Below are 24117 nucleotides of genomic sequence, written 5' to 3'. Positions count from 1 at the left end.
GAGTTTAATAATGATCTTAAGGTTAAAAATAACATGTCATTCTGATGCGTTCTGATGACTATTTTTTTAATTCGACTGAATAGATAAAGCCCAAATAAGACATTAATTGAGCTTTATATCATTTTTATTACATGTAAATTAGGAGAATAGTGCATATCCTGCTTTGGATGCCATAGCATTTAGGCTTTGTTGAGCAGTAATAATATTTTGCTTCCAATTATCATCTTTAGCCCACATTTCAATCACAAAAGGAGCACAATAATCCATTAATTTTAATGTATTAAAAATGGCCGGAAAATCAACTTCGCCTTCACCAATAACTAAATCTCGAAATTGCCCAGAATAATTAGATTTAACTTTTTTGGTATCTTTGAGATGAATTTGCACAATGTGATCACGACTTAATAAAAGTTCGGTGCACACATCGTAATTCCAACCAGAAATATTACCAACATCCGGATAAGCCATAAAGTATGAAGACGGTATTTCCCTTTTCAGAATCTCGAATTTACTTAGTGAATTAAGATAGTCAGTATCCATTATTTCTACAGCTAACATAATACCTGCTTTTTCTGCTTGTTTGGCACTCCACTTCATACCTTCAATAAAGCGTTGATGGGTTTGATTACTTGCTGGTTCATAATAGACATCATATCCTGCAAGCTGAATGACTCTGACACCTAATTTATAAGCAAGTACTATTGCCTTGTTCATTATGTTTTTTGCTTGTGCGCGAATATGTTCATCATTGGAACCGAATGGATATTTTCGATGAGCACTTAAACAAATAGAGTGCAATGCTATGCCAATTTGTTCTGACAAATGACGTAATGAATAAATTTCATCATCAGACCAATCCAGCCTTGCTCGACGTTCGTCTGACTCATCAATGGATAATTCAATAAAATCGAATCCTAATGCTTTTGCTTCATTAAATTTTTGTTGCCACGTTAAATCATTTGGTAATGCTTTTTCATAAATACCAATACGAGGCGTGTTTTTTTTGATATTTATTGCTCTTTTTGTCATAATCTAAACCTAATAAAAATGGAACAATATGCATTGCAGTTGAATTGACAACTGCAATATACCAATTACCAATATTTAGCTATCTGCTCTCTTAAAGCTTGTGCAGTTTGTTGACCATTTTGGTTAGCAAGAGCACGACCAGCAATAAAGGCTTTCGTTTTGATTCCTGCAAAAAGATGAATATCTTCAGGTACAATACCGCCCGTGATAGAGAGCTCAAGGCCTAAGTCGGAAAGTTGACGCATTTTAACTAAGTCTTCTTCACCCCATCCAAATCCAGCTAATTCTGCATCACGAGAACGATGATAAATAGCTTGCTTTATACCTAACTTTCGCCAGGCTTTGGCATCATCTAGAGTCCAATGACCATATAACTCTATTTGAATTTCTCCATTAAATTCATCAGCAACTTTTTTACAGGCTTCAATAGTTGCAATATGTGCAGCCGCTGAAACAGTTAACCAATTAGCACCTGCAGAAAAAGCCATTTTGGCTAAAATCGCGCCACCGTCGGTAGTTTTTAAATCACAAACCAAGATATGGTTAGGGTATTTTTCTCTTAACGTTTTAACGCCACCAATACCTGCACCAAAAGCAAGAATTGTTCCCACTTCGATAATATCCACAAAACCAGCAACATTTTTTGCAACTTCTAAAGCTGGTTGTAATTCTGTTTGATCTAATGCGATTTGTAGTTTAGGTTTTGTCATTTTATTTGCCCTCTTGCATTCTATTTTTGACCATAATAAGCATTCGCACCATGTTTACGAAAATAGTGCTTATCCGATAAAGCTTGTTGAATTTTTATTGTTTGATTAAGTTGACGTGTAGAAATAGCCATCATTGCGACTTCTTCCAATACGACTGCATTATGCACAGCATCTAAAGCATTTTTACCCCAACAAAATGGAGCATGACCAGAAATAACTGCACCCGGCATCGCTTTAGGATCGAGCCCGCGTCGTTTAAACTCTTCAATAATCACAAGTCCGGTATTTTTTTCATAATCATTTGCTATTTCGCTATCGGTTAATCGACGCGTACATGGCACATCACCATAAAAATAGTCAGCATGGGTTGTTCCTAAGGCAGGTACATCGAGCTCTGCTTGTGCCCAAATAGTCGCATAACGAGAATGCGTATGAACAATACCACCAATATCTTTAAATGCTTTATAAAGCTCAAGATGAGTAGCGGTATCACTTGATGGATTTAGATGACCTTCGATAATGTCACCATTTAGTGCAACCACTACAATATCATCAACTTTCATCTTGTCATACTCGACACCTGATGGCTTAATAGCAATAACACCTTTATCACGATCAATCTCGGACACATTGCCCCATGTAAATGTCACCAAATGATATTGAGGCAATGTTAAATTAGCTGCTAATACTCTTTCTTTTAATGCTTGATACATAAATTAGCCTCCATTTAATGCCTTATCGATGACCGCATAAACATCTTCTTTGTTTTTGCAAGCTCTTAACTTATCAAGATTGACTCCAGTTTCACTGGTTTCATCATCTAACACCTGGGTAACCTCCATTAATCCTTCCATGTGTTGATCTGATGTACTTCCTGCTAAAGTAACAAGCACATCAACAGGTTCTTCTTCGCCATCGAAATAAACTGGTTGATTAAGGGTTACTAAAGCAAAAGCAGTACGATTGACTCCATCTTCTGGTCTGGCATGAGGCATGGCAAAATTAGGTGCAATAATAATATAAGGCCCCATTGTTTTAACGCAGTGGATAATTGCGTCATAATAAGAAGGTTTAATTGCATTTGAAGCGACTAACATATCGGTACCTAATTTGACAGCTTCTTGCCAATTAGCAGCATTTGCTTTTAATAATATTGAATTATTTTCAATTAATGATTCTTTCAAAGCCATCGTTGTACTCCTTTCTTCTCTTTATATTTAATCGATTATTGAGCAAGTACTTTTTTAATAATCTCAATAAGCTCATCACCGAATGTGTTTGGATTAAGCATATTTTGTACACCTAAAGCATGTTGTCCTTCATTAACTTCGATTTCGTGAATCAAGTGTTTTGATGCAACAATAATGTCAACATTGGGTAAACGTGATTTGTAATCAGTTACCGCGCATGAATCCATCACATTTGCAATACCTTTCTTATCTAGATAATTAGCTATTTTCATTTTCATCATCATTGAAGAACCTTGCCCACTTCCACATACCGCAAGGATACGTATCGGACGACCTTCAGCCACGGCTACTTCATCCATTTTATCTACCACGGCTTCATTAACATCTTGTTGATTATCGTTAAATTCTGGATGATCTTTTTGCATTGCTTCTTCTTGTTTAAGCTGTTTTGCAGCAAAAAACATATAAACTAAAGCTAATGCAATTAATAAATAGATAAATAAATGAGAAAATGATAAGCCTTGTAAAATTGGTGGGAATAAAATTGCCCAATCAGCCATACCCATCCAAGCGTCAATAGGAGTACCATTTTGAGCAAAAATGTGAATGACCCAAGCTGAACCAAATACTTCAATCATGCCCATAACAAAACAGAGTTTCATCACCGCCTTCCAACCACCAAAATGGTTTGCAAAAACACCAATTGTCGCATTAGAGAAGAACATTGGAATAAAACCAGGAATAATCATAATCGGTGATTTGAAAATAAGTAATAAAGCAATCGCTAAAAATTGTCCTAATGCACCCCAAATAAAACCAAATACCATAGCATTAGGTGAGAATGCATAAATCGCAGCACAATCTATTGCTAATACTGCATTAGGGATCAATTTTTCCGAAATACCTTTAAATGCCTCAGATAATTCAGCTACAAACATTCTTACCCCACCAACGATAACTTGTATGGCAACAGCAAATTTCAATCCTGTTTCAAGAATATAAATAGTCCAATGAGTAGAGCCAGCCATAGTTTGCAAATTATCCAAACCAAAAGAAAGCAAAATAATGCCAAAAAAGAATGTCATAACAATTGCTGTAGCAGCGATACTGTCATGAAAGATATGTAACCATTTAGGTAATTTAAGGTTATCAACAGAATTGGCTTTATCGCCTAATTTTGGTGCCAATTTAACAGCAATCCAAGAACCAAGTTGTTGCTGGTGTCCAATTGAAAAACCAGCACCACCAGTCACCGCTTCGGTAGGCTTAAACATCATATTGGAAAATATTCCCCAATATAACGCTGTAATGATAGCTGAATAGATTATTGTTTCCCACATGCCATAACCGAAAAGGAAATAGAATAAAGTAATCAACCCTACTTGTTGGAACATGATATGGCCTGTTAACATTATGGTACGAATACCGGTAATACGACGAAAAATGACTAAAACAATATTAATTGCTAGTGCTAATAAAACCGCATATCCTACCCAAGAATACTGATCACCCATACCGTTTTCAACAGCAACCATTGATGCATAAGTGTCAATGATAGATCCTTTAATACCATGATATTCAGCTAATTTGGCAATAACCGGCTTAAAGGTCGAAACTAACACATTTGAACCCACTTGTAACAACATAAACCCAACAATGGTTTTAATTGTTCCTTTTAAAATTGTGGTTATGTCTTTGCGTAAAAGACAATACCCAAGCATTGTCACCAAGCCTAGTAACAAAGGTGCTTTCGTCATGACTTGACTATAAAAAATATAGAAAATGTTATAGATTACTTCCATATGCCCCTCTCATTGGTTATTGGACACTGTTTGCATTACAAATCCTTATTAACTTTTCAATGCAGGATAATTAACGCTATCCAGATGCCACTTATATGGTTGTTTAGTGTGAGGTTAGTTTTTTTCTTAAAACTTAACTCAGTTAATCAATCGTGATTCATTAACTGATATTTATCTTCCATAATCACAATTAATCATTCAATGATTATTTGTGATTATTTTGATGTAGATCACTTTTCTATAACAATCAACTGTAAAACTGTGATGGATATCACATTATCGCTAAAAAAAACACCATGCAAATCAAATTATAGCTATATTAATCAATGCATTAAATTATTTTATCTTTAATGAGACATGATCAGCAATTGACAATAAATCCAATGATAATTATTATCACAAATAATCAAATTAGCTCATGATGTTATAAGAGGTTATCAATGAATGAAATTGTGCGACACAACGAAATTGTTGCTTTAGTCAATGAAAAAGGTGAGTTAAAAGTCACCGAATTAATTGAAATTTTCTCCATTTCTCCGGCTACAGCTAGAAGAGATATAACTAAACTTGCTTTAGATGGGCGAGTGCGAAAAGTACGTAATGGTATTTTACGGTTAGAAGAACAAAAACCTATATGGGCACCAATAGATATCAATAATACCGATCACTATCATGAAAAAGCACGCATCGCGATACGTGCAGCTAAACTATGCGAAAGTGATGAAAACGTTGTGATTAATTGCGGTTCAACAGCATTTTTATTAGGGCGTGAATTGTGTGGTAAAAATGTCTCAATTATTACCAATTACTTTCCATTAGCCTGTTATTTAATTGAACACGATCATGAAAACGTCATCATTATGGGAGGGTTATATAACAAAACACAAAATATCATACTCAACCCTATTGCCAGCTTTACTGATTCTTATGCAGCAAAATGGATGTTTACTAGTGGCAAAACATTAACACCAACTGGTCTTTATAAAAATGAGATCTTAGGTGCAGTTGCAGAACAACAAATTTTAGAAAAAGCTGAAAAATTAGTTGTGGTGGTAGATAGCTCCAAAATCGATACTAAAGCCAACTCCGGCATGCTTTTTTGTCCTGTAAATAAAATCGATATTTTAATTACAGGTAAACAAGCGAATAAAGAGGTAATCGATTGCATAAAAGAGCAAGGCGTAGAAGTAATATTAGTTTAACTATTAAATGAAGAAAAGGAACATAGTATGAGTAAAGTGAATGAAATTACCCGTGACTCTTGGATTTTAAACACTTTTCCTGAGTGGGGAACTTGGCTTAATGAAGAGATAGAAAATACGGAAGTTAAACCTAATACGTTTACCATGTGGTGGCTTGCTTGTACGGGAATTTGGTTGAAATCAGCTGGGAACACCAATATTTCTGTCGATTTCTGGTGTGGTACAGGTAAAAAAACCCACGCCAATCCTTTAATGAACAAACAACACCAGATGATGCGCATGGGAGGTGTACGTGAATTACAACCTAATTTAAGAACCAGCCCATTTGTTTTAGATCCATTTGCTATTAAACAAATTGATGCCGTCATGGCAACACATGATCATGCGGACCATATTGATGTCAATGTTGCAGCTGCAGTTATTCAAAATTGCTCACCAGAAGTAAAATTTATTGGTCCTAAAGCTTGTGTCGAATTGTGGAAAAGTTGGGGTGTACCGGAAGAACGCTGTATTGTTGCCAAAGTAGGTGAAACCTTACATGTTGGTGATATTACGATTCATGTTTTAGATTCATTTGATAGAACATCACTTGTAACTTTACCTAAAGGTGTTTCATCAACAGATAAATCCATTTTAGATGGGATGAATGATCGTGCAGTCAATTATTTATTCGAAACAACCGGTGGTTCACTCTACCATTCAGGGGATTCTCACTATTCAAACTATTACGCAAAACACGGTAATGATTATAAAATTGATGTTGCTCTTTTATCTTATGGCGAAAATCCACGTGGTGTAACCGATAAAATGACTTCGTCAGATATTTTACGCGCAGCAGAATCTCTCAACACTAAAGTGGTCATTCCATTCCACCATGATATTTGGTCTAATTTCCAAAGTGATCCTCGTGAAATAGAAGTATTATGGGATATGAAAAAAGACCGCCTAGAATATCAATTTAGACCATTTTTCTGGCAAGTTGGTGGTAAATATACATATCCTACTGATAAAAATAAAATGCATTATCAGCACTATCGAGGATTCAGAGATATCTTTACCGATGAGCCGGAATTACCATACCGTTCATTCTTATAAATAAAATTAACACTAATATTTATGGACTTATAGATATCGCTATAAGTCCTTTTTTATGAATAACGCTTTGCTTTTATTGAATATTATATGGAAAAAGCTATTACAGTTCTCAACTACTATCATAATTTAAGCATTAATGTACTTTTCTCGATCAGGTAGCCAACATTCAATTAGCTGATTAGCACTTTCGGGATAATTCTTCTGTAAATAATAAGAGGCTTTTTGCACTTCATTAATTAGATGTTGATCACGGATTAAATCAACTACTTTGAAGTTAGCTACCCCTATTTGCCTTGTACCTAGAATTTCGCCACTACCACGAATCTCTAAATCTTTTTGGGCAATAACAAAACCGTCATTACTTTCTCGCATCACCTTCATACGTGCTTGAGCTATTTTACTTAAAGGTGCTTGATACATAAGAACACAATGAGATATTGCAGTACCTCTCCCTACTCGCCCACGTAATTGGTGCAGTTGTGCTAAGCCTAAACGTTCAGCATTTTCAATAATCATCAAGCTAGCATTAGGCACATCGACACCGACTTCAATAACCGTTGTGGCAACTAATAATTGAATTTTACCGTCTTTAAAATCCTGCATGACAGATTGTTTTTGATCTGATTTCATTTTGCCATGCACTAAAGCAATAATAAGATGCGGTAAGCGTTCTTGTAATTCTGCAACTAACATTTCTGCAGCTTGAGCATCAAGCGTTTCAGATTCTTCAACTAAAGTACAAACCCAATAGACTTGGCGATTATCAATGCAAGCTTGATTGACACGTTCAATAATTTCATCACGACGAGAATTTGGTATCACTATCGTCGATATTGGCGTTCGTCCTGGAGGTAATTCATCTATGATTGATACATCTAAATCTGCATAAACTGTCATCGCTAGGGTTCTTGGAATTGGCGTTGCTGTCATTATTAATTGATGAGGATGACACTCATCTTTAATACCTTTTTCCCAAAGACTTAATCGCTGGTTTACACCAAAGCGATGTTGTTCATCAATAATCACCAATCCTAATTGAAAAAACTTAACTTTCTCAACAAATACGGCATGAGTACCAATTAACATTGAAATTTCGCCTAATTCAATATCATCATATCGTCGTTTTTTATTTTTTGCGGTTAATCGCCCAGCTAACAACTCAACCTTTATTCCTAGTGGCTCAAACCATCGACAAAAATTATGAAAATGTTGTTCGGCTAATATTTCGGTCGGCGCCATTAAAACAACTTGCTTATTATTTTCAATAGCATTTAGAGCGGCTAAAGCTGCCACTAACGTTTTACCTGAGCCCACATCTCCCTGAACTAATCGCATCATTGGAACTGACTTAGCCATATCTTGATAAATATTCTGTACGACTCTTTTTTGCGCATTTGTCGGTTCAAATGGCAAAGAAGCAAGGAAAGGCTGAGAATAACGCTTATTACTATGCATTGGATAAGAATGTTGTTTTTGATTATCAACCTTAATAAACAACATACTTAAATGATAAGCAAGCAACTCTTCAAAAACAAAACGCTTTATTGCTGGATGTTCTCCATCAATAAGCTGATCTACATTCGTTGTTAATGATGGATTATGAATAATATCTAATGATTCAACAACAGATAAATAACCATTGCTTATTGAAACCGGTAAGATTTCAGCTGGTGGGTTTCGTTTTAACAATATTAATGCCGATTGTATTGCTTTACGGATGACATTCTGAGTTAACCCATAGGTGGTTGAATAAATCGGCGTAAATCGCTCTTCGTTTGGTTCAGAAAAACTAGGCGACTCCTCTTTTTTTGATTGAATATTAAATTGTGGGTGAATCATTTCTGGATAATGGCTCCCCCTCTTTATTTCTCCGTAAGCCCTCACCCATTTACCGGATGCCATGGCAGTCTTCATACCCATGTTGAAATTGAGAAAACGTAAAATAGCGATACCAGAGTCATCCTGAATATAGCAGAGCAACATTTTACGTTTAGTTGTAATTATTTCACTTTTGATAATTTGACCTAAAATTGTGGTCGTTTCACCAATTGCAACATCACTAATTGCTGAAGATGTCGAACGATCTTCATAACGTAAAGGAAAATGTAATAAGAGATCTTGAACAGATTTAATACCAAGTGCAAAGAATTTTTTTTCTAAACTAGGCCCAATACCAGCTAATTTTGCAAGCGGTATTCGGTTTAGCAAACGATCAACCATAATAACTAATTAATATTACGTGTCACACTCACTACATCTTGTTGTAGTGATAATTTTCGGATTAAATCATTAAGTTGTTGAGTATTCTTAACTTCAATTTGCAAAATAATTGTATAGATTTGCCTATCTTTTTCTTCCGTGTTTAACCATTGAATATGTGCTTTCTCATCATTAATGATAGAAAGAATATGGCCTAAAGAACCCTGATTATTAATAATATCTACCCAAATTTCAGCTACAAAAAACTGCTCAATATCTGGTGCCCATTTAAGCGAAATATATTTATCGGGATTATTCTGATAACCACTAACATTGCGACAAGATTCATGATGCACAGTTAAACCTTTTTCAGGGCTAACATGACCGACAATAGGATCATTAGGAATAGGATGACAACATTTTGAAAAAGTAACTAATACCCCTTCACTTCCTGTTATAACTAATGTTTTATTTTCTTCAGATTGATTAAATAAAAGCGCTTTATGTTCAAGACCTTTGACAATAAAATGGCTCATAATATTGCCTAACCCTATTTCAGCTAATACATCCTCAAACGAAGTCAACTTAGTCAAACTAACAATACGATCTTTCTGCTTATCAGTTAGCGAGTCAATTCCACCCGATTTAATGAGTGCTAAATTAAGCAATTTACGACCTAATAAAATAGCATCTTCGCGCTTCAAGGTTTTCAATGCTTGTCGAATGCGAGATCTTGCTTTAGCACTAACCACAAAATTAAGCCAACTTGCATTAGGACGACTTTCTGGAGACGTAATAATTTCAACAGTTTGACCATTGCTTAAAGGTTGAGAAAGCGGGTAAGGCTTACGATCAACTAAAGCCCCAATACACTGGAAACCAATATCAGAATGCACAGCATATGCTAAATCAACTGCTGTTGAACCTTCAGGTAATTGAACAATTCGACCTTTGGGTGTAAAAACATAAATTTCTTTTGGAAAAAGGTCAGATTTAACATTTTCAATAAACTCAAATGAATTACCAACACTTTGCTGAAGTTCCAACAAGCTCTGCATCCAACGCTGGGCTTTAATCTGAGTAGTAGTGTTATTTAACTCATCATTTTCATTATAAATCCAATGCGCAGCCACACCCATTTCTGCCATTTGATCCATATCTTCGGTTCGAATTTGCACTTCCACAGGCGTACCATGTGGGCCAATCAATGATGAATGCAACGATTGATAACCATTCGCTTTAGGAATAGCAATATAATCTTTAAAACGATTAAGTCGAGGTTTATATAAGTTATGGACTAAACCAAGTGCACGATAACAAGTATCAACATCATCAACTACAATTCGGAAAACATAAATATCCATAATTGAGTGGAAATGCTGTTCACGAAGTTGCATCTTTTGATAAATAGCATAAATGTTCTTTTCAAGCGCTTCCACTTGGGCATTGATATTCGCTTCAGCTAAACGCCCTTTAATTTCTGATAGAATTTGCTGAATAAGCTCTTTTCTGGTGCCACGAGCAATTTTAACGACTTTTTCAAGAACTTTAGCCCGATTAGGATGCATCGCCGTAAAACCAAGTATTTCAAGCTCAGTTTTAATATGATGAATACCTAAACGATGAGCCAAAGGAGCATAAATCTCTAATGTTTCTTTAGCAATACGTCGACGTTTATCCGGTCTTAATGCCCCAAGAGTACGCATATTATGCGTTCTATCAGCTAACTTAATTAGAATCACTCGGACATCTTCGGTCATGGCTAAAACCATTTTGCGAAAATTTTCAGCTTGAGCTTCTTGTCGGTTTCTAAATTTTAACTTATCAAGTTTCGAGACACCTTCAACTAACATTGCTACATGTTTGCCAAATTTTTGTGTTATATCTTGAAAGGTGACTTGGGTATCTTCGATGGTGTCATGCAAAAGTGCAGCGATGATGGTCTCATAATCCAGCCGCATATCGGCTAAAATGGTTGCTACAGCAACCGGATGAGTAATATAGGGCTCACCGCTACAACGGAATTGTCCTTCATGCGCTTGTTTAGCAAAAAAGTAGGCATTTTGAATTAATTCAACTTGTTTAGCTGGAAGATAAAATGCAACAACCTCTTTTAAGCTTTCAAAATATTGCATGGACAATTCTCAGCAATGTTTATTCGTATGAGGGAGTATTTTCTAAAAGTACCGTTTCATGAAGAGCATTACGCACTTCTGATTCTTCATCTTGACGAGCTTGGAATTCAGCAGTATCAAGAATTTGTTTATTTACAAGCCCATCTTCAATTTCGCGTAAAGCAACTACAGTTTCTTTATCGTTTTCTTCTGGAATTAGTGGCGTTTTGTTTTCAACTTGTAATTGCCGAGCACGTCTTGCTGCAACTAAAACGAGATCAAAGCGATTACCAATTTTTTCTACTGCATCTTGGACAGTTACACGAGCCATTTTTACCTCTAATATATTAACTTATATGCTTCAATTGAAAGATCCGCTATTCTACTTAATTTTGTAGGGAATTGTCCATAACTAATATTACTAACAAATGAAAAACCCCTGTAAAATCGTTCTAAAAGCGGAAGCAATATTATAAAACTATTTGTTAAAACTATACGATAAAACTATACCAATAACTCTAACCAGACGTTAGGCCCAATGATAGGCAGATTTAAAAGATAACGACGCAAACCATCTAAAGCAATCGCAGATAAAATTTGTTGTTGAATCTTATTATTTTGAACTCTACCAGTATACTTCAATTTAAAATGCAATTCTTGATTTTTAGTGACAATAACTAAAGTAAATTCCGTATTCTTTTCTTGAAAATTGACTACCCCTAGCGCAATATCGGCTTTTTGATTTTGCAATACTTGTGAAAAGTAATTAAGTGGTTCTTCCATCACAAAAGGTACCACTTCTGATTTCACCACGGGGGCATTGGCTTCTAATAGGTGATAACCAATTACTCCAGCTGATTGTTGTTCAATGACCACAATAGATTGATTCGTTTCATTTAACAATCTTGATACAACCTGAGCTAAACCTGATATACCTTGATTAACACCTTCACAAAGTAAATTATCTGCAACAATAGACTTTATTTTGTGCCATGCGCTATCCATTTCACTTTTTTTACTTTCTGGCCCAGTTAATTTCAATTCAATAATAGGCATTGCTGCACGATAACCAACTGTAATAAAATCAGGAATATCTAATGAAGTCTCGATCTCCATTCCTAAATCACTTTCTGTTCGTCCCATGGTGGTTAATCGATAACAGAGTTTACGTTCGGTTATAGGATAGATCATCTTAATGTCAGGCAAAATTGAAGTTCTAATCATTTCTTTAAATTCAGAAGGAACGCCTGGCGTAAAGAATAATAGACAATTATTTATCACCATCTTAAAGCCACATGCCGTTCCGATTGGATTATCAATTAACGTTGCACTTTGAGGTAACATTGCTTGTTTGATATTGCTTGATGGCATTTTTCTACCGCGATTCAGGAAGTAGCGTTCAAGTACTTTAAGCCACTCATCGTGTAAAACCAAAGACTCATTATTAGCCTGTGCAGCTGCTTGTGCACTTAGATCATCACTTGTTGGTCCTAACCCTCCATTCACAATTAAAATATCATTGTGTAAGCTACGCTCTTGCAGAGTATCAACCAATGTCAATAAATCATCCCCTACTGTATGGCGCGAAGTGATAGAAATGCCTTCTTCAAATAAAAAATCAGATAACCAAGCTGCATTAGTATCAACAATTTGACCATATAAAACCTCATCTCCAGTACTAAGCATCTCAATTTTGAGTGGATCTTTTATCTGATTCATAATTATCCCTAGCTAATTAAAAAATGATAAAAAATTTAATTATTTATATCCTCGTCGTTTTTGCTTTCCATATGTTCTTTACTCTGAACTGACCTTACAGCAAAATAAAGATCATAAGCAAACTCAATATAATCAGTATCTAATTTAATATTCATCTGCTTAAACCAATTCTTCAATGTTTTACGTCGGCCAGATAAAATTAGTACCACATTTCTAACCTTCAATGATTTAACCAACTCGTCAATACCGGTCAAAACACTAACATCTTTATAGGTAAAGCAAGGAATAGCATCAACAATCACATAATTAATTGTCTCAGGAGATTCATCTATATAATTAATAATCCTACGTTTAAAGTATGCAATATTGAAATAAGTTAATGGAGAATTAAAGCGATAAATCATAGTGTTACTTAATGGACTAACATCCGAACCAATTGAATGAATTCGTCCACTTTCATCAACACCTAATAATTGATCATTCGGCCTAAACACACGACGCAAAAATAAAAACAGCCCTAATAAAACGGCCAACGCCATACCGGGAATAATACCAATAACTAATACCGAAATTAACGTAGTTAAGCTTAAATAAAACGCATCACGATCGAATTTAAAAAATCGGATAATAGTTTGAAAATTGATAAGAGATAAAGAAGAATATATTAAAATCACCGCCAACACACAAGTTGGAATATATTGTAGTGGTGACAAAAAGAACAATACGACAAAGCCAATCAAAACAGCCGCAATAATTGATACTAATTGCGTTTTACCACCATTGGCATCATTAACCGCGGTACGTGATGAGGTACCGCTGACTACAAAGCCTTGCGATAAACCTGCAACAATATTAGCCATACCTAATGCTTTAAATTCAACATCGGCATTAGTCTCATAATTATTTTTAGAGGCAAAGCTTCGTACCGTAATCATCATACTTACAAAACAAATAACGGCGATATTGAGCGAAGGAACGACTAAATTACGCATCAAGCCCTTATCAAAATCAATCCATGACTCAGCAGGAATAAAATCACTCGTTACTCCACCAATGATTCGAACATTATAATGTTCAAAATTAAACAGCCAAGAGAGAAACGTCATAATAATTACAGCAAACAAAGGGGCTGGATAACGTGGCTTGAATTTTTTCAATACAACCAGAATCGCAAGTGTACAAAAAGATATAAATGCCGTTAACACATGAATTTCAGATATTTTAAAAGGTAGATAAGCAATGCGTTCAATCAAATAAGAATAATCATACTTAAAGCCAAACATCTTAGCTAACTGATCGACCATAATAGTAATTGAAATCCCATTAAGTAGGCCAATCAAAATTGGCTGACTTAATAAATCCGCCAAAGCACCTAAATGGAGTTTACCGGCAATCAAGCACCAAATACCGATCATAATGGTCAACAGCACCACCAATTGCCAACGTAAAACAGGATCATTAGCTGCTAAAGGAAATACCACAGCAGCAACCACAGCACAGGTAGCTGTATCGGGACCGACAATCAATTGCCTGGATGAACCAAAAAGCGCATAGACAATAAGCGGCAAGATAGTTGAATATAATCCCGCAATCGCACCGACGCCTGTAAGCTCTGCATAAGCGATAGAAACAGGCAAAGAAACTGCTGCCACTGATAATCCCGCTTTAATATCAAAACTAAGATATTCGCGCTTATATCGCAATAAACTCATCAGGCCTGGCATCCAAAAAATAATTTTTTGGAATAATGCGCTACTGGTAAACTTTCCCATGTTTGATTATTTCCCTGCTACACTCATATTTTCTACTAATATTGATCCAGTTTGAATATTACTTCTTGTCTCAATATCACTGCCTATTGCCACAATATTTTGGTAAATATCCTTAAGGTTACCCGCGACGGTAATTTCATTGATTGGATACTGTATTTTACCATTTTCCACCCAAAAACCAGAGGCGCCACGCGAATAATCACCCGTAACATTATTAACACCTTGTCCCATTAATGACGTAATAACAACACCTTTATCTAATTTTCTTAACATTGTATCAAAATCAGCATCAGTTTGACTTGGTGAAACTAACCAATTATGTATACCACCAGCATGTCCTGTCGATTTTAGCCCTAATTTTCTGGCTGAATAGTTACTTAACAAATAAGTTTGTAAAATACCGTCTTCAATGATATTGCGCTTAACTGTTTTGGTTCCTTCACTATCAAAAGGTGATGAACCAACTCCTTTTAAAATATAAGGATCTTCTAAAATTGTCAGCCAAGAAGGAAAAATCGCATTACCCACACTATCTAATAAAAAAGAGGATTTTCGGTAAATAGCACCACCACTAATGGCTCCAACTAAATGGCGAATCAACCCAACAGCAACTTCTGCACAAAAAAGAACTGGAACTTGCATAGTCTTTATTTGTTTAGCACCTAAATGAGCAACCGCCTTTTCAGCAGCATGATTACCAACCCAATCAGGTGATTTTAATTGGTTAGCAACACGGGAGGACGTATATTCATAATTACGCTCCATTTGCCCATTTTGTTCAGCAATAACAGAGCAAGAAAGTGAATGCGAACTTGCACAGTAACCTTGTAACATCCCTAAACTATTACCATAAACATAAACACCATAACGACTATTAAAATAACCACCGTCACAGCTTATTAAAGAAGACCTTGCCAACACACTTAGTTCAGCCTGTTTTGCCTGTTCAATTGCATTATCAACATTCAAATCACTTGGATAAAACAGATCTAAATCTGGCGCATCAAAAGCCATTAAATCGGGATCGCCAAGACCAGAACAAGGATCTGCTGACGTATATTGCATAATATTAATAGCCATATCCACAGTTTGACTGATTGCCTGTGGCGACAAATCACTGGTTGACGCACTACCCTTACGCTGATGTTGATAAACAGTAATACCTAACGCACCATCACTATTAAACTCAACATTCTCAGCCTCACCATCTCGTGTACTAACACTAATACCTGTTGATTGATTAATCGATACCTCAACCGCATCAACTCGAGCTTTTGCCTGGTTAATAGCATCGGCAACAATTGCTGACAAATGTTGCTTTTGGCTTAACGCGTCTTTTTTAATTTGTTCAATACTCATTTTATTATTTTCTACAATTCTGCTAGTGATACGTTATAATATGCCAGAATTCAATTTTAGTTAACAAAAGAAATAGCATGAATAACAATCAAGAGCCAAATTTAGAACCTGACTTCAACATTGATCCTCAAGACGATGACATTATTTACGTCAGTAAAAGTGAAATCAAACGTGATGCTGAAGCACTTAAAAAGTTAGGTGTCGAACTTGTCAACTTAAGCAAAAATGAAATTGCTAAAATTCCCCTTGATGAAGATCTACTTTATGCGATTGAATTAGCGCAAAAAATAAAAAAAGAAGGCTATCGAAGGCAAATCCAATACATTGGTAAACTGCTTCGAAGTCGTGATATTGAACCTATAACATTAGCTTTGGATAAACTTAAAAATCGCCATAACCAACAAGTCGCCCTATTTCATCGATTAGAAAAATTGCGTGACGAACTTATAGAAACGGGTGATGCAGAATCAATAATGGGGCTTTTCCCTTCCGCAGATAGACAGCAACTACGCACACTAGCGCGTTTAGCCAAAAAAGAACTCTCTGCAAACAAAACCCCAAAAACAGCCAGACAAATTTTTCAATATCTAAAAGATTTGAGCGAAACAGAGTAAATTTTTATAATGTTCGCTTTATATTTATCATTAAACACAATTAACAAATAAAAGATAGAGGACACAAAAATGGGACTATTAAATGTACCAGCAGGTAAAGAATTACCAGACGACATCTATGTTGTAATCGAAATCCCAGCGAATGCTGACCCAATTAAATATGAAGTTGATAAAGACACTGGTGCAGTATTTGTCGATCGTTTTATGGCAACAGCAATGTTCTATCCATGTAACTATGGTTATATCAACCACACTTTATCACTAGATGGAGATCCTGTTGACGTATTAGTCCCAACACCATACCCATTACAACCAGGTTCAGTAATTCGTTGCCGTCCAGTTGGTGTATTAAAAATGACTGATGAGGCGGGTTCTGATGCTAAATTAGTTGCAGTACCACACACTAAACTTTCAAAAGAATACGATCATATTAAAGATGTAGATGACTTACCTGAATTATTAAAATCTCAAATCAAACACTTCTTTGAACAATACAAAGCCCTTGAAAAAGGTAAATGGGTAAAAGTTGAAGGTTGGGATAACGCAGAAGCAGCTCGAAAAGAAATTATCGAATCATTTGAACGTGCAAAATAAACCCTTCTTTACAAAAAAGTAATCGCTTTACCGAGTCATAAAGAAAAATTTTTATGACTCGCATTTTTAGACTTTTTTTGACTTTCGAAATAACTTCAAGTAGTTATAATATCAGTAATTTGCTATAGATCAAAAAACGATCAATTATCAAAAAATCATATAAAAAACTTCATCCTAAGATGAAAAAAATGTCATGAAACTCTTGCTTTCGATTATGATTTATGAGGTAATAGTCGTGGGTGAACAAAAGAAGCATTTTTATGGAAACGATTAACTTTTTAATTTAGTGGTAAACTGGTTAGATTAGTTTTTGAGTTGATGTAAACAATGTTTTGTTAAGCCTAAACAGCCGATAAGGCAAATTATTAATTATTGTTAGGATGTCTAGTAAATGAATAAAAAAACAGGCCAAGTAAAATGGTTCAATGAAAGTAAAGGTTTTGGTTTTATTACCCCAGCCGATGGAAGCAAAGATGTATTTGTACACTTCTCTGCAATCTCAGGCGACGGCTTTAAAACCTTAGCTGAAGGACAACAAGTCGAATTTGCGATCCAAGATAGCCCACGTGGACCAGCAGCGGCTGAAGTTGTTGTTATCTAATTAAATTTTAATTAAATAATAAAAGTAAAACGCCTATTTTTTCAAATAGGCGTTTTTTATGCTTACGAATAATCATTCTTAGCAGAAATAAAAAAGCGACTCAAGGTCGCTTTTTTATCAATTACAATGCTTCTTATTTTTTAGAAACAACTGCGATTAAGTCTAATACTTTGTTTGAATAACCAACTTCATTATCGTACCAAGATACTAATTTAACAAAGTTATCGCTTAATTGGATACCTGCTTTAGCATCAAATACAGAAGTACAAACTTCACCTAAGAAATCTGTAGACACAACGTCATCTTCAGTATAACCAAGAACGCCTTTCATAGGACCTTCAGCTGCTGCTTTGATAACTTTACAGATATCTTCGTATTTAGCTGGTTTAGCTAAACGTGCAGTTAAGTCAACAACAGAAACGTCTGGAGTTGGAACGCGGAAAGCCATACCAGTTAATTTACCATTTAATTCAGGGATAACTTTACCTACAGCTTTAGCAGCACCAGTTGATGAAGGGATGATGTTTTGAGCAGCACCACGACCACCACGCCAGTCTTTATGAGAAGGACCATCAACAGTTTTTTGAGTTGCTGTAGTTGCGTGAACTGTAGTCATTAACGCTTCAACGATACCGAAGTTATCATTAACTACTTTAGCTAAAGGCGCTAAACAGTTAGTAGTACAAGATGCGTTAGAAACGATATCTTGACCAGCATAATCTTTATCATTAACACCCATTACAAACATTGGTGTGCTATCTTTTGAAGGACCAGTTAAAACAACTTTTTTAGCACCAGCTTGGATATGTTTACGAGCAGTTTCATCAGTTAAGAATAAACCAGTTGCTTCAGCTACAACATCAACACCTACTTCATTCCATTTTAAGTTCGCAGGATCTCTTTCAGCAGTAACGCGGATTGTTTTACCATTAACGATTAATTTACCGTCTTTAACTTCAACAGTACCGTCAAAACGACCGTGAGTTGAATCATATTTAAGCATATAAGCCATATAATCAACGTCTAATAAATCGTTGATTGCAACAATTTCGATGTCAGAACGTTTTTGTGCAGCACGGAAAACAATACGACCGATACGGCCAAAACCATTAATACCTACTTTGATTGTCATAACAATTACCTTCTTTATTTGTGTTAAATGATAAAATAATTGGCAATAAACTACCAAATTTTTGAGGTTTATTCAAGCTGAATTAAAATAATTGGTAAGAATAAATTTAACAGAAAACCATCTTAATTATCATCCGATGATAGCCAGCCTAAATAGGCATATTATAAATCAAAAAACTAATTTTATTTTCAATATAAACTTATTTTAAATCAAGGATGATAATGCAATAACACTCATTTTATTGATAATGACTTAAACTCACTTCAACCTCAAAAGTGATAATATCGATTGACTTAAAAAGTTGATAGATGAAATATAATCATCGCTTTAAACTCTACATTATTCATTGTTTTTATTATTTACAAACAATCAGCTCATTTTCATTACATCATATAAAATGATACAATCACCCAAAAATATACAATATCGAATAAAATAATAAGTTGAACCAATTTTTAGCATTTTAAAAACAGGGTTACTTAAAGAGCAAAATCGAAGATTGTACAAAATACAAGCAAGGTTAGAGATAATAATCGCCAGAGTTTTAGATAAAAAAGAATTAATAATATGACCGAATACGACAACCTCACCGACCACACACCAATGATGCGACAATACCTAAAATTGAAAGCTGAAAATCCGGATATTTTACTGTTTTATCGAATGGGTGATTTTTATGAGATGTTTTATGATGATGCCAAACGTGGTTCGCAACTCTTAGATATATCGCTGACTAAACGAGGCTCATCAAATGGACAGCCAATTCCTATGGCTGGCGTGCCTTATCATGCAGTTGAAAGCTACTTAGCTAAACTTATATCGCTAGGCGAATCAGTAGCAATTTGTGAGCAAATAGGTGATCCTGCAACCAGCAAAGGACCCGTTGAACGTAAAATTGTTCGAATTGTTACACCAGGCACAGTGAGTGATGAATCACTATTAGAAGATCGTAAAGACAACTTACTCGCGTGCATATGGCAACAAAAAGAGCACTTTGGTTACGCCACTTTAGACATAAGTTCAGGCCGTTTTTTTGTATTTGAATGCGATAATCCAGAAGCTATCCAAGCAGAATTACAGCGAACTAACCCAGTTGAGTTACTCTACCCAGAAGATTTTCAATCAATGAACCTAATTGAAAATCGTCACGGATTAAGACGGCGACCAATTTGGGACTTCGATCTCGAAACCGCCAAACAACAACTCAATTTACAATTTGGAACGAATGATTTAATTGGATATGGGGTAGAAGAGTGCCATTATGCATTATGTGCAGCAGGCTGTTTATTACAATACGTAAAAGATACCCAACGCACAGCCATGCCACATATTCGCTCAATAGTTAAAGAATCGCCAGTTGATTTTGTCGTGCTCGATGCATCCACTCGCAGAAACTTAGAAATTACCGAAAACCTATCAGGTGGAACAGAACATACTGTAGCTGATATCTTAGATAAAACCCAAACTGCAATGGGTAGTCGAATGCTTAAACGCTGGCTGCATTCGCCAATCCGTAATCTAGCAATATTACAAAACCGACAGCTAGCAATTCAAGAACTGCAAAACCATATCACCGACCTACAACCGCTATTAAAACAGATTGGTGATCTTGAACGAATTTTAGCAAGATTAGCATTGAGAAGTGCTCGCCCGCGAGATTTCGCTCGCCTACGCGATGCCTATAACCTATTGCCAACGCTTCAACAACAGCTATCCGAATTCAACGCGCCATCACTAATTGCATTACGCGCCAAAATTAACCAGTTTGACCAAATTGCTGATATCTTAAATCGTGCAATAGTCGAAGCCCCACCCGTTATTATTCGAGACGGAGGCGTAATTGCTGCTGGTTATCATCAAGAATTAGATGAACTACGCAATTTAGCAGATGGTGCAACTAACTACTTAGAACAACTTGAAATTCGAGAACGTGAAACCTTAGGAATTGACACCTTAAAAGTAGGCTTTAATGCCGTACATGGTTACTACATCCAAATTAGCCGAGGTCAAAGCCACCTAGCGCCAATACACTACACACGAAGACAAACACTTAAAAATGTTGAACGCTACATCATTCCTGAGTTAAAAGAGTACGAAGATAAAGTCTTAACGTCTAAAGGTCGTGCATTAGCACTAGAGAAACAGCTTTATGAACAGCTGTTCGACCTACTTATGCCAGAATTAGCTAACATGCAAACCAGCGCTGATGCGATTGCCGAGCTTGATGTACTAACTAATCTTGCTGAACGATCCCTAACGCTCAACTACCGATGCCCAACATTAACCAACAAACCGGGTATTGAAATCAAAGATGGGCGGCACGTTGTGATCGAGCAAGTATTACAAAAGCCATTTATCGCCAACTCACTCTCACTATCATCAGATAGAAGAATGCTAATTATCACTGGCCCTAATATGGGCGGAAAAAGCACCTACATGCGCCAAGCAGCGTTGATCGTCTTACTTGCTTACATTGGTAGCTTTGTCCCAGCTTCGAAAGCAATAATAGGCCCTGTTGATCGTATCTTTACCCGTATTGGCGCATCTGACGATTTAGCATCTGGGCGTTCGACATTTATGGTTGAAATGACCGAAACCGCCAACATTATGCATAACGCTACACAAAATAGCTTAGTTTTAATGGACGAAATTGGCCGAGGAACATCAACCTATGATGGTCTCTCATTAGCTTGGGCGTGTGCTGAAAATTTGGCTAACGAAATCAAAGCAATGACACTATTTGCAACCCACTATTTTGAACTAACGCAACTACCTCAACAGATACAAGGTGTCTACAACATCCATTTTGACGCGATTGAACACGACCATACTGTCGCTTTCATTCATGAAGTATCCGAAGGTGCAGCGAGCAAAAGTTTTGGTATAGCTGTGGCAGGATTAGCCGGTGTGCCTAAAACGATATTAAAACGAGCCAAACAGAAGCTAAAAGAGCTAGAAGTTCTCTCAACAGCTGACAGCCATATTGAAAGCTCACAACTGACCTTGATCAGTGATACTGAACCATCAGAAGTCGAGCTAGCTCTACAACAGCTCGATCCAGATGCATTAACGCCAAAACAAGCGTTAGAAGCAATCTATCAACTAAAAAAATTACTCTAAATAAAAAAACCGCCATTAATTCAATAATGGCGGTTTTAATGTTCAGTTTAGTTTCTAAATCATTTCCAAAATTTCTTTTTAGATGTTTTACCAATACCCGGATTAAAGCTGTTAGTTGGATCTAACTCGTGATAGAAATTTTTCAAATCAGAATTAGCATGATACAAATGACCAACATTATGTTCGGCCGGATATTGTGCTCCACGCTGATCGAGTATCGCCAACATCTCCTCTTTCATCTTAGTACAGTCAGTCCCTTTTTTAGCCAAATAGTCTTGATGGAACACTGAACAGAAAAAGTGGCCATAATAAAGCTTATGAATAAAATGCTGACTAATACTTTCTGGTAACGTTTCGAACCACTCCTTATCATTACGACGCAAAGCAATATCTAGAGCGACCAAATCCTCGACAGTCTTAGTATGAACATTACGATAAACCGTAGCAGCACCCGCTGTTGCAAAGCGGTGTAACATAGCAGCCTCAGCTTCCTTATCATTACAACGGAAATAACTACCACTACGTTTCTCACTATTTGCAAAATACGCCTTCAAATATTCCTCAGCTTCGGCAATGCTGTCATCAGACATTTTCAAAATGAGATGATGCTCATAGCGATCACGATAATCACGCATCGATTTTGGCAAATGCTTAGGTAACAACTTACACACATTCACCGCAAACCAATCAGAAAAACTGTTAGGGAAGAAAGGAATTTTTCTCACAATACGATCGACAACATTCTTAAATGCATACAAACGAGGGATCGTATCGGTACCCAATTTCTGAATAGCTAAAAATAGATGTTTGCCATATACCGCTGCAATATCAAACGCGTCACGATGAATATATTCACCTGAAATTGGCAGATGCTTAAAAGTACCTAAAATATGACGACGAATATCATCCAGCTCGCTGGTATCATTAGTTCCAATATAAAATACCGCGGTCTTTTCTTCTAAAGGAAAAGTATCTAACCGCACCGCAAAAACCATCAATCGACCAGCACTACCTGACGCTTCATAATGACGACTTGGATCGGCATTATATCGAGCAGGTGTATCAGCATCGATTTGTCGAACATGATCACAATAATGGTGATCATGGCCTAAACCTGCATTAGGGTTAACATCGTTATCGGTATAAGCACGTTTTTGTAAATTTTCTAAAATTGCTTCTGGTGTATCACCTAATTCAATCCCTAAATGATTGACTAAATGTAGCTGACCTTGCTCATCCAACTGGGCAAATACCGCCATTTGAGTATAAGCAGGACCACGTTGAATCAAAGCACCGCCAGAATTGTTGCAAACGCCACCTAAAACCGAAGCACCTATACAAGACGAACCAATCACAGAATGAGGACCACGGTGATATTTTTTTAACTCTTTTTCTAAATGGAATAACGTACTACCCGGTAAACAGACCACCTGATCACCATTTTCAATCACTTGAATCCCATCTAATCGTCGAGTACTGACAATAACTATTGGCCGGTCATAATCATTACCATCAGGAGTAGAACCACCAGTCAACCCCGTATTGGCAGACTGTGTAATGACAATCACATCCGCCTCAACACAAGCCTTTAAAACTTCCCACTGTTCTAAAAGCGTGCCTGGAATAACAACAGCTAATGCATCACCTACACCAAAACGCGCACCTTGACGATAAGGTAAAGTCCGATTTGGATCAGTTAAGGTATATTTATCACCAACAATATTTTTTAATTTTGCAACCAGATCTGATGTACTATTTGCAACCATATTATGTTCCCTTCCTTGAATTATTATAAGTAAACTCAACCAATTTTGGATATATTATAACCAATATAATCTATTGAAAAGAGGGTATAAAACTTTATA

At 36.1% G+C, this 24117-nt stretch carries 19 protein-coding genes; 6 read left to right on the top strand and 13 right to left on the bottom strand.

What is annotated here, in order from left to right; genetic code table 11:
• Positions 1-138 precede the first annotated feature (138 nt).
• The 5 genes from J3U18_RS04985 to J3U18_RS04965 form a co-directional block, all read right to left on the bottom strand.
• Positions 139-1029: an L-ribulose-5-phosphate 3-epimerase gene (locus tag J3U18_RS04985; RefSeq protein WP_267353106.1), complete on the bottom strand. Its 891-nt coding sequence runs from the start codon at positions 1027-1029 to the stop codon at positions 139-141.
• Positions 1030-1094: 65 nt separating this feature from the next.
• Positions 1095-1739: a 3-keto-L-gulonate-6-phosphate decarboxylase UlaD gene (locus J3U18_RS04980; RefSeq protein WP_065563135.1), complete on the bottom strand. Its 645-nt coding sequence runs from the start codon at positions 1737-1739 to the stop codon at positions 1095-1097.
• 20 nt (positions 1740-1759) lie between these two features.
• Positions 1760-2452, bottom strand: coding sequence for an L-ribulose-5-phosphate 4-epimerase (locus tag J3U18_RS04975; RefSeq protein ID WP_065563136.1), 693 nt, complete (start codon positions 2450-2452; stop codon positions 1760-1762).
• A gap of 3 nt (positions 2453-2455) precedes the next feature.
• Positions 2456-2929, bottom strand: coding sequence for a PTS sugar transporter subunit IIA (locus tag J3U18_RS04970; RefSeq protein ID WP_065563137.1), 474 nt, complete (start codon positions 2927-2929; stop codon positions 2456-2458).
• Positions 2930-2964: 35 nt separating this feature from the next.
• Entirely contained in the window at positions 2965-4731 is a 1767-nt protein-coding gene (locus J3U18_RS04965; RefSeq protein WP_065733832.1) for a PTS ascorbate-specific subunit IIBC, read from the bottom strand.
• A 440-nt stretch (positions 4732-5171) separates the two neighbouring features.
• On the opposite strand from J3U18_RS04965, the gene ulaR reads away from it, so the two are divergent.
• Both ulaR and ulaG read left to right on the top strand, forming a co-directional pair.
• Complete coding sequence (gene ulaR, locus J3U18_RS04960; RefSeq protein ID WP_065563139.1) at positions 5172-5933, top strand: HTH-type transcriptional regulator UlaR; 762 nt, start codon at positions 5172-5174, stop codon at positions 5931-5933.
• 27 nt (positions 5934-5960) lie between these two features.
• Positions 5961-7028, top strand: a complete 1068-nt coding sequence (gene ulaG, locus J3U18_RS04955) for an L-ascorbate 6-phosphate lactonase (RefSeq protein ID WP_065733831.1) — start codon at positions 5961-5963, stop codon at positions 7026-7028.
• A 126-nt stretch (positions 7029-7154) separates the two neighbouring features.
• On the opposite strand, the gene recG is transcribed toward ulaG, so the two are convergent.
• The 6 genes from recG to pmbA all read right to left on the bottom strand — a co-directional run bounded on the left by recG (position 7155) and on the right by pmbA (position 16191).
• Complete coding sequence (gene recG / locus J3U18_RS04950) at positions 7155-9248, bottom strand: ATP-dependent DNA helicase RecG (protein ID WP_267353105.1); 2094 nt, start codon at positions 9246-9248, stop codon at positions 7155-7157.
• A 5-nt stretch (positions 9249-9253) separates the two neighbouring features.
• Positions 9254-11362, bottom strand: coding sequence for a bifunctional GTP diphosphokinase/guanosine-3',5'-bis pyrophosphate 3'-pyrophosphohydrolase (gene spoT / locus J3U18_RS04945; RefSeq protein ID WP_267353104.1), 2109 nt, complete (start codon positions 11360-11362; stop codon positions 9254-9256).
• A 19-nt stretch (positions 11363-11381) separates the two neighbouring features.
• Positions 11382-11672, bottom strand: coding sequence for a DNA-directed RNA polymerase subunit omega (rpoZ, locus tag J3U18_RS04940; RefSeq protein WP_065563143.1), 291 nt, complete (start codon positions 11670-11672; stop codon positions 11382-11384).
• Between the two features lie 173 nt (positions 11673-11845).
• Positions 11846-13060 (bottom strand): CinA family nicotinamide mononucleotide deamidase-related protein, encoded by a 1215-nt coding sequence (locus tag J3U18_RS04935; RefSeq protein WP_267353103.1) that lies wholly within the window; start codon positions 13058-13060, stop codon positions 11846-11848.
• 35 nt (positions 13061-13095) lie between these two features.
• Positions 13096-14832 (bottom strand): SulP family inorganic anion transporter, encoded by a 1737-nt coding sequence (locus J3U18_RS04930; protein ID WP_267330638.1) that lies wholly within the window; start codon positions 14830-14832, stop codon positions 13096-13098.
• 6 nt (positions 14833-14838) lie between these two features.
• Entirely contained in the window at positions 14839-16191 is a 1353-nt protein-coding gene (gene pmbA, locus J3U18_RS04925; RefSeq protein ID WP_267353102.1) for a metalloprotease PmbA, read from the bottom strand.
• Between the two features lie 77 nt (positions 16192-16268).
• On the opposite strand from pmbA, the gene yjgA reads away from it, so the two are divergent.
• The 3 genes from yjgA to J3U18_RS04910 all read left to right on the top strand — a co-directional run bounded on the left by yjgA (position 16269) and on the right by J3U18_RS04910 (position 18000).
• Positions 16269-16805 (top strand): ribosome biogenesis factor YjgA, encoded by a 537-nt coding sequence (gene yjgA / locus J3U18_RS04920; protein ID WP_065563146.1) that lies wholly within the window; start codon positions 16269-16271, stop codon positions 16803-16805.
• Between the two features lie 69 nt (positions 16806-16874).
• Positions 16875-17399: an inorganic diphosphatase gene (gene ppa / locus J3U18_RS04915; RefSeq protein ID WP_065563147.1), complete on the top strand. Its 525-nt coding sequence runs from the start codon at positions 16875-16877 to the stop codon at positions 17397-17399.
• 391 nt (positions 17400-17790) lie between these two features.
• Complete coding sequence (locus J3U18_RS04910) at positions 17791-18000, top strand: cold shock domain-containing protein (protein ID WP_025315032.1); 210 nt, start codon at positions 17791-17793, stop codon at positions 17998-18000.
• Positions 18001-18133: 133 nt separating this feature from the next.
• Here the strand turns inward: J3U18_RS04910 and gapA are convergent, their stop codons facing one another.
• Complete coding sequence (gene gapA, locus J3U18_RS04905; protein WP_065563148.1) at positions 18134-19132, bottom strand: glyceraldehyde-3-phosphate dehydrogenase; 999 nt, start codon at positions 19130-19132, stop codon at positions 18134-18136.
• Positions 19133-19699: 567 nt separating this feature from the next.
• On the opposite strand from gapA, the gene mutS reads away from it, so the two are divergent.
• Positions 19700-22252 carry a DNA mismatch repair protein MutS gene (gene mutS, locus J3U18_RS04900; RefSeq protein WP_267353101.1) on the top strand — a complete coding sequence of 851 codons (2553 nt, stop codon included), beginning with the start codon at positions 19700-19702 and terminating at the stop codon, positions 22250-22252.
• A 59-nt stretch (positions 22253-22311) separates the two neighbouring features.
• Here mutS and dld read toward each other — a convergent pair whose 3' ends face one another.
• Entirely contained in the window at positions 22312-24018 is a 1707-nt protein-coding gene (gene dld / locus J3U18_RS04895; protein WP_267353100.1) for a D-lactate dehydrogenase, read from the bottom strand.
• Between the last annotated feature and the right edge of the window lie 99 nt (positions 24019-24117).

Source organism: Gilliamella sp. B3482, from assembly GCF_026536805.1.
GTDB lineage: Bacteria > Pseudomonadota > Gammaproteobacteria > Enterobacterales > Orbaceae > Gilliamella > Gilliamella apicola_E.
The sequence above is the reverse complement of the archived record's forward strand: the minus strand, read 5'-3'. Positions and strand labels throughout refer to the sequence as shown.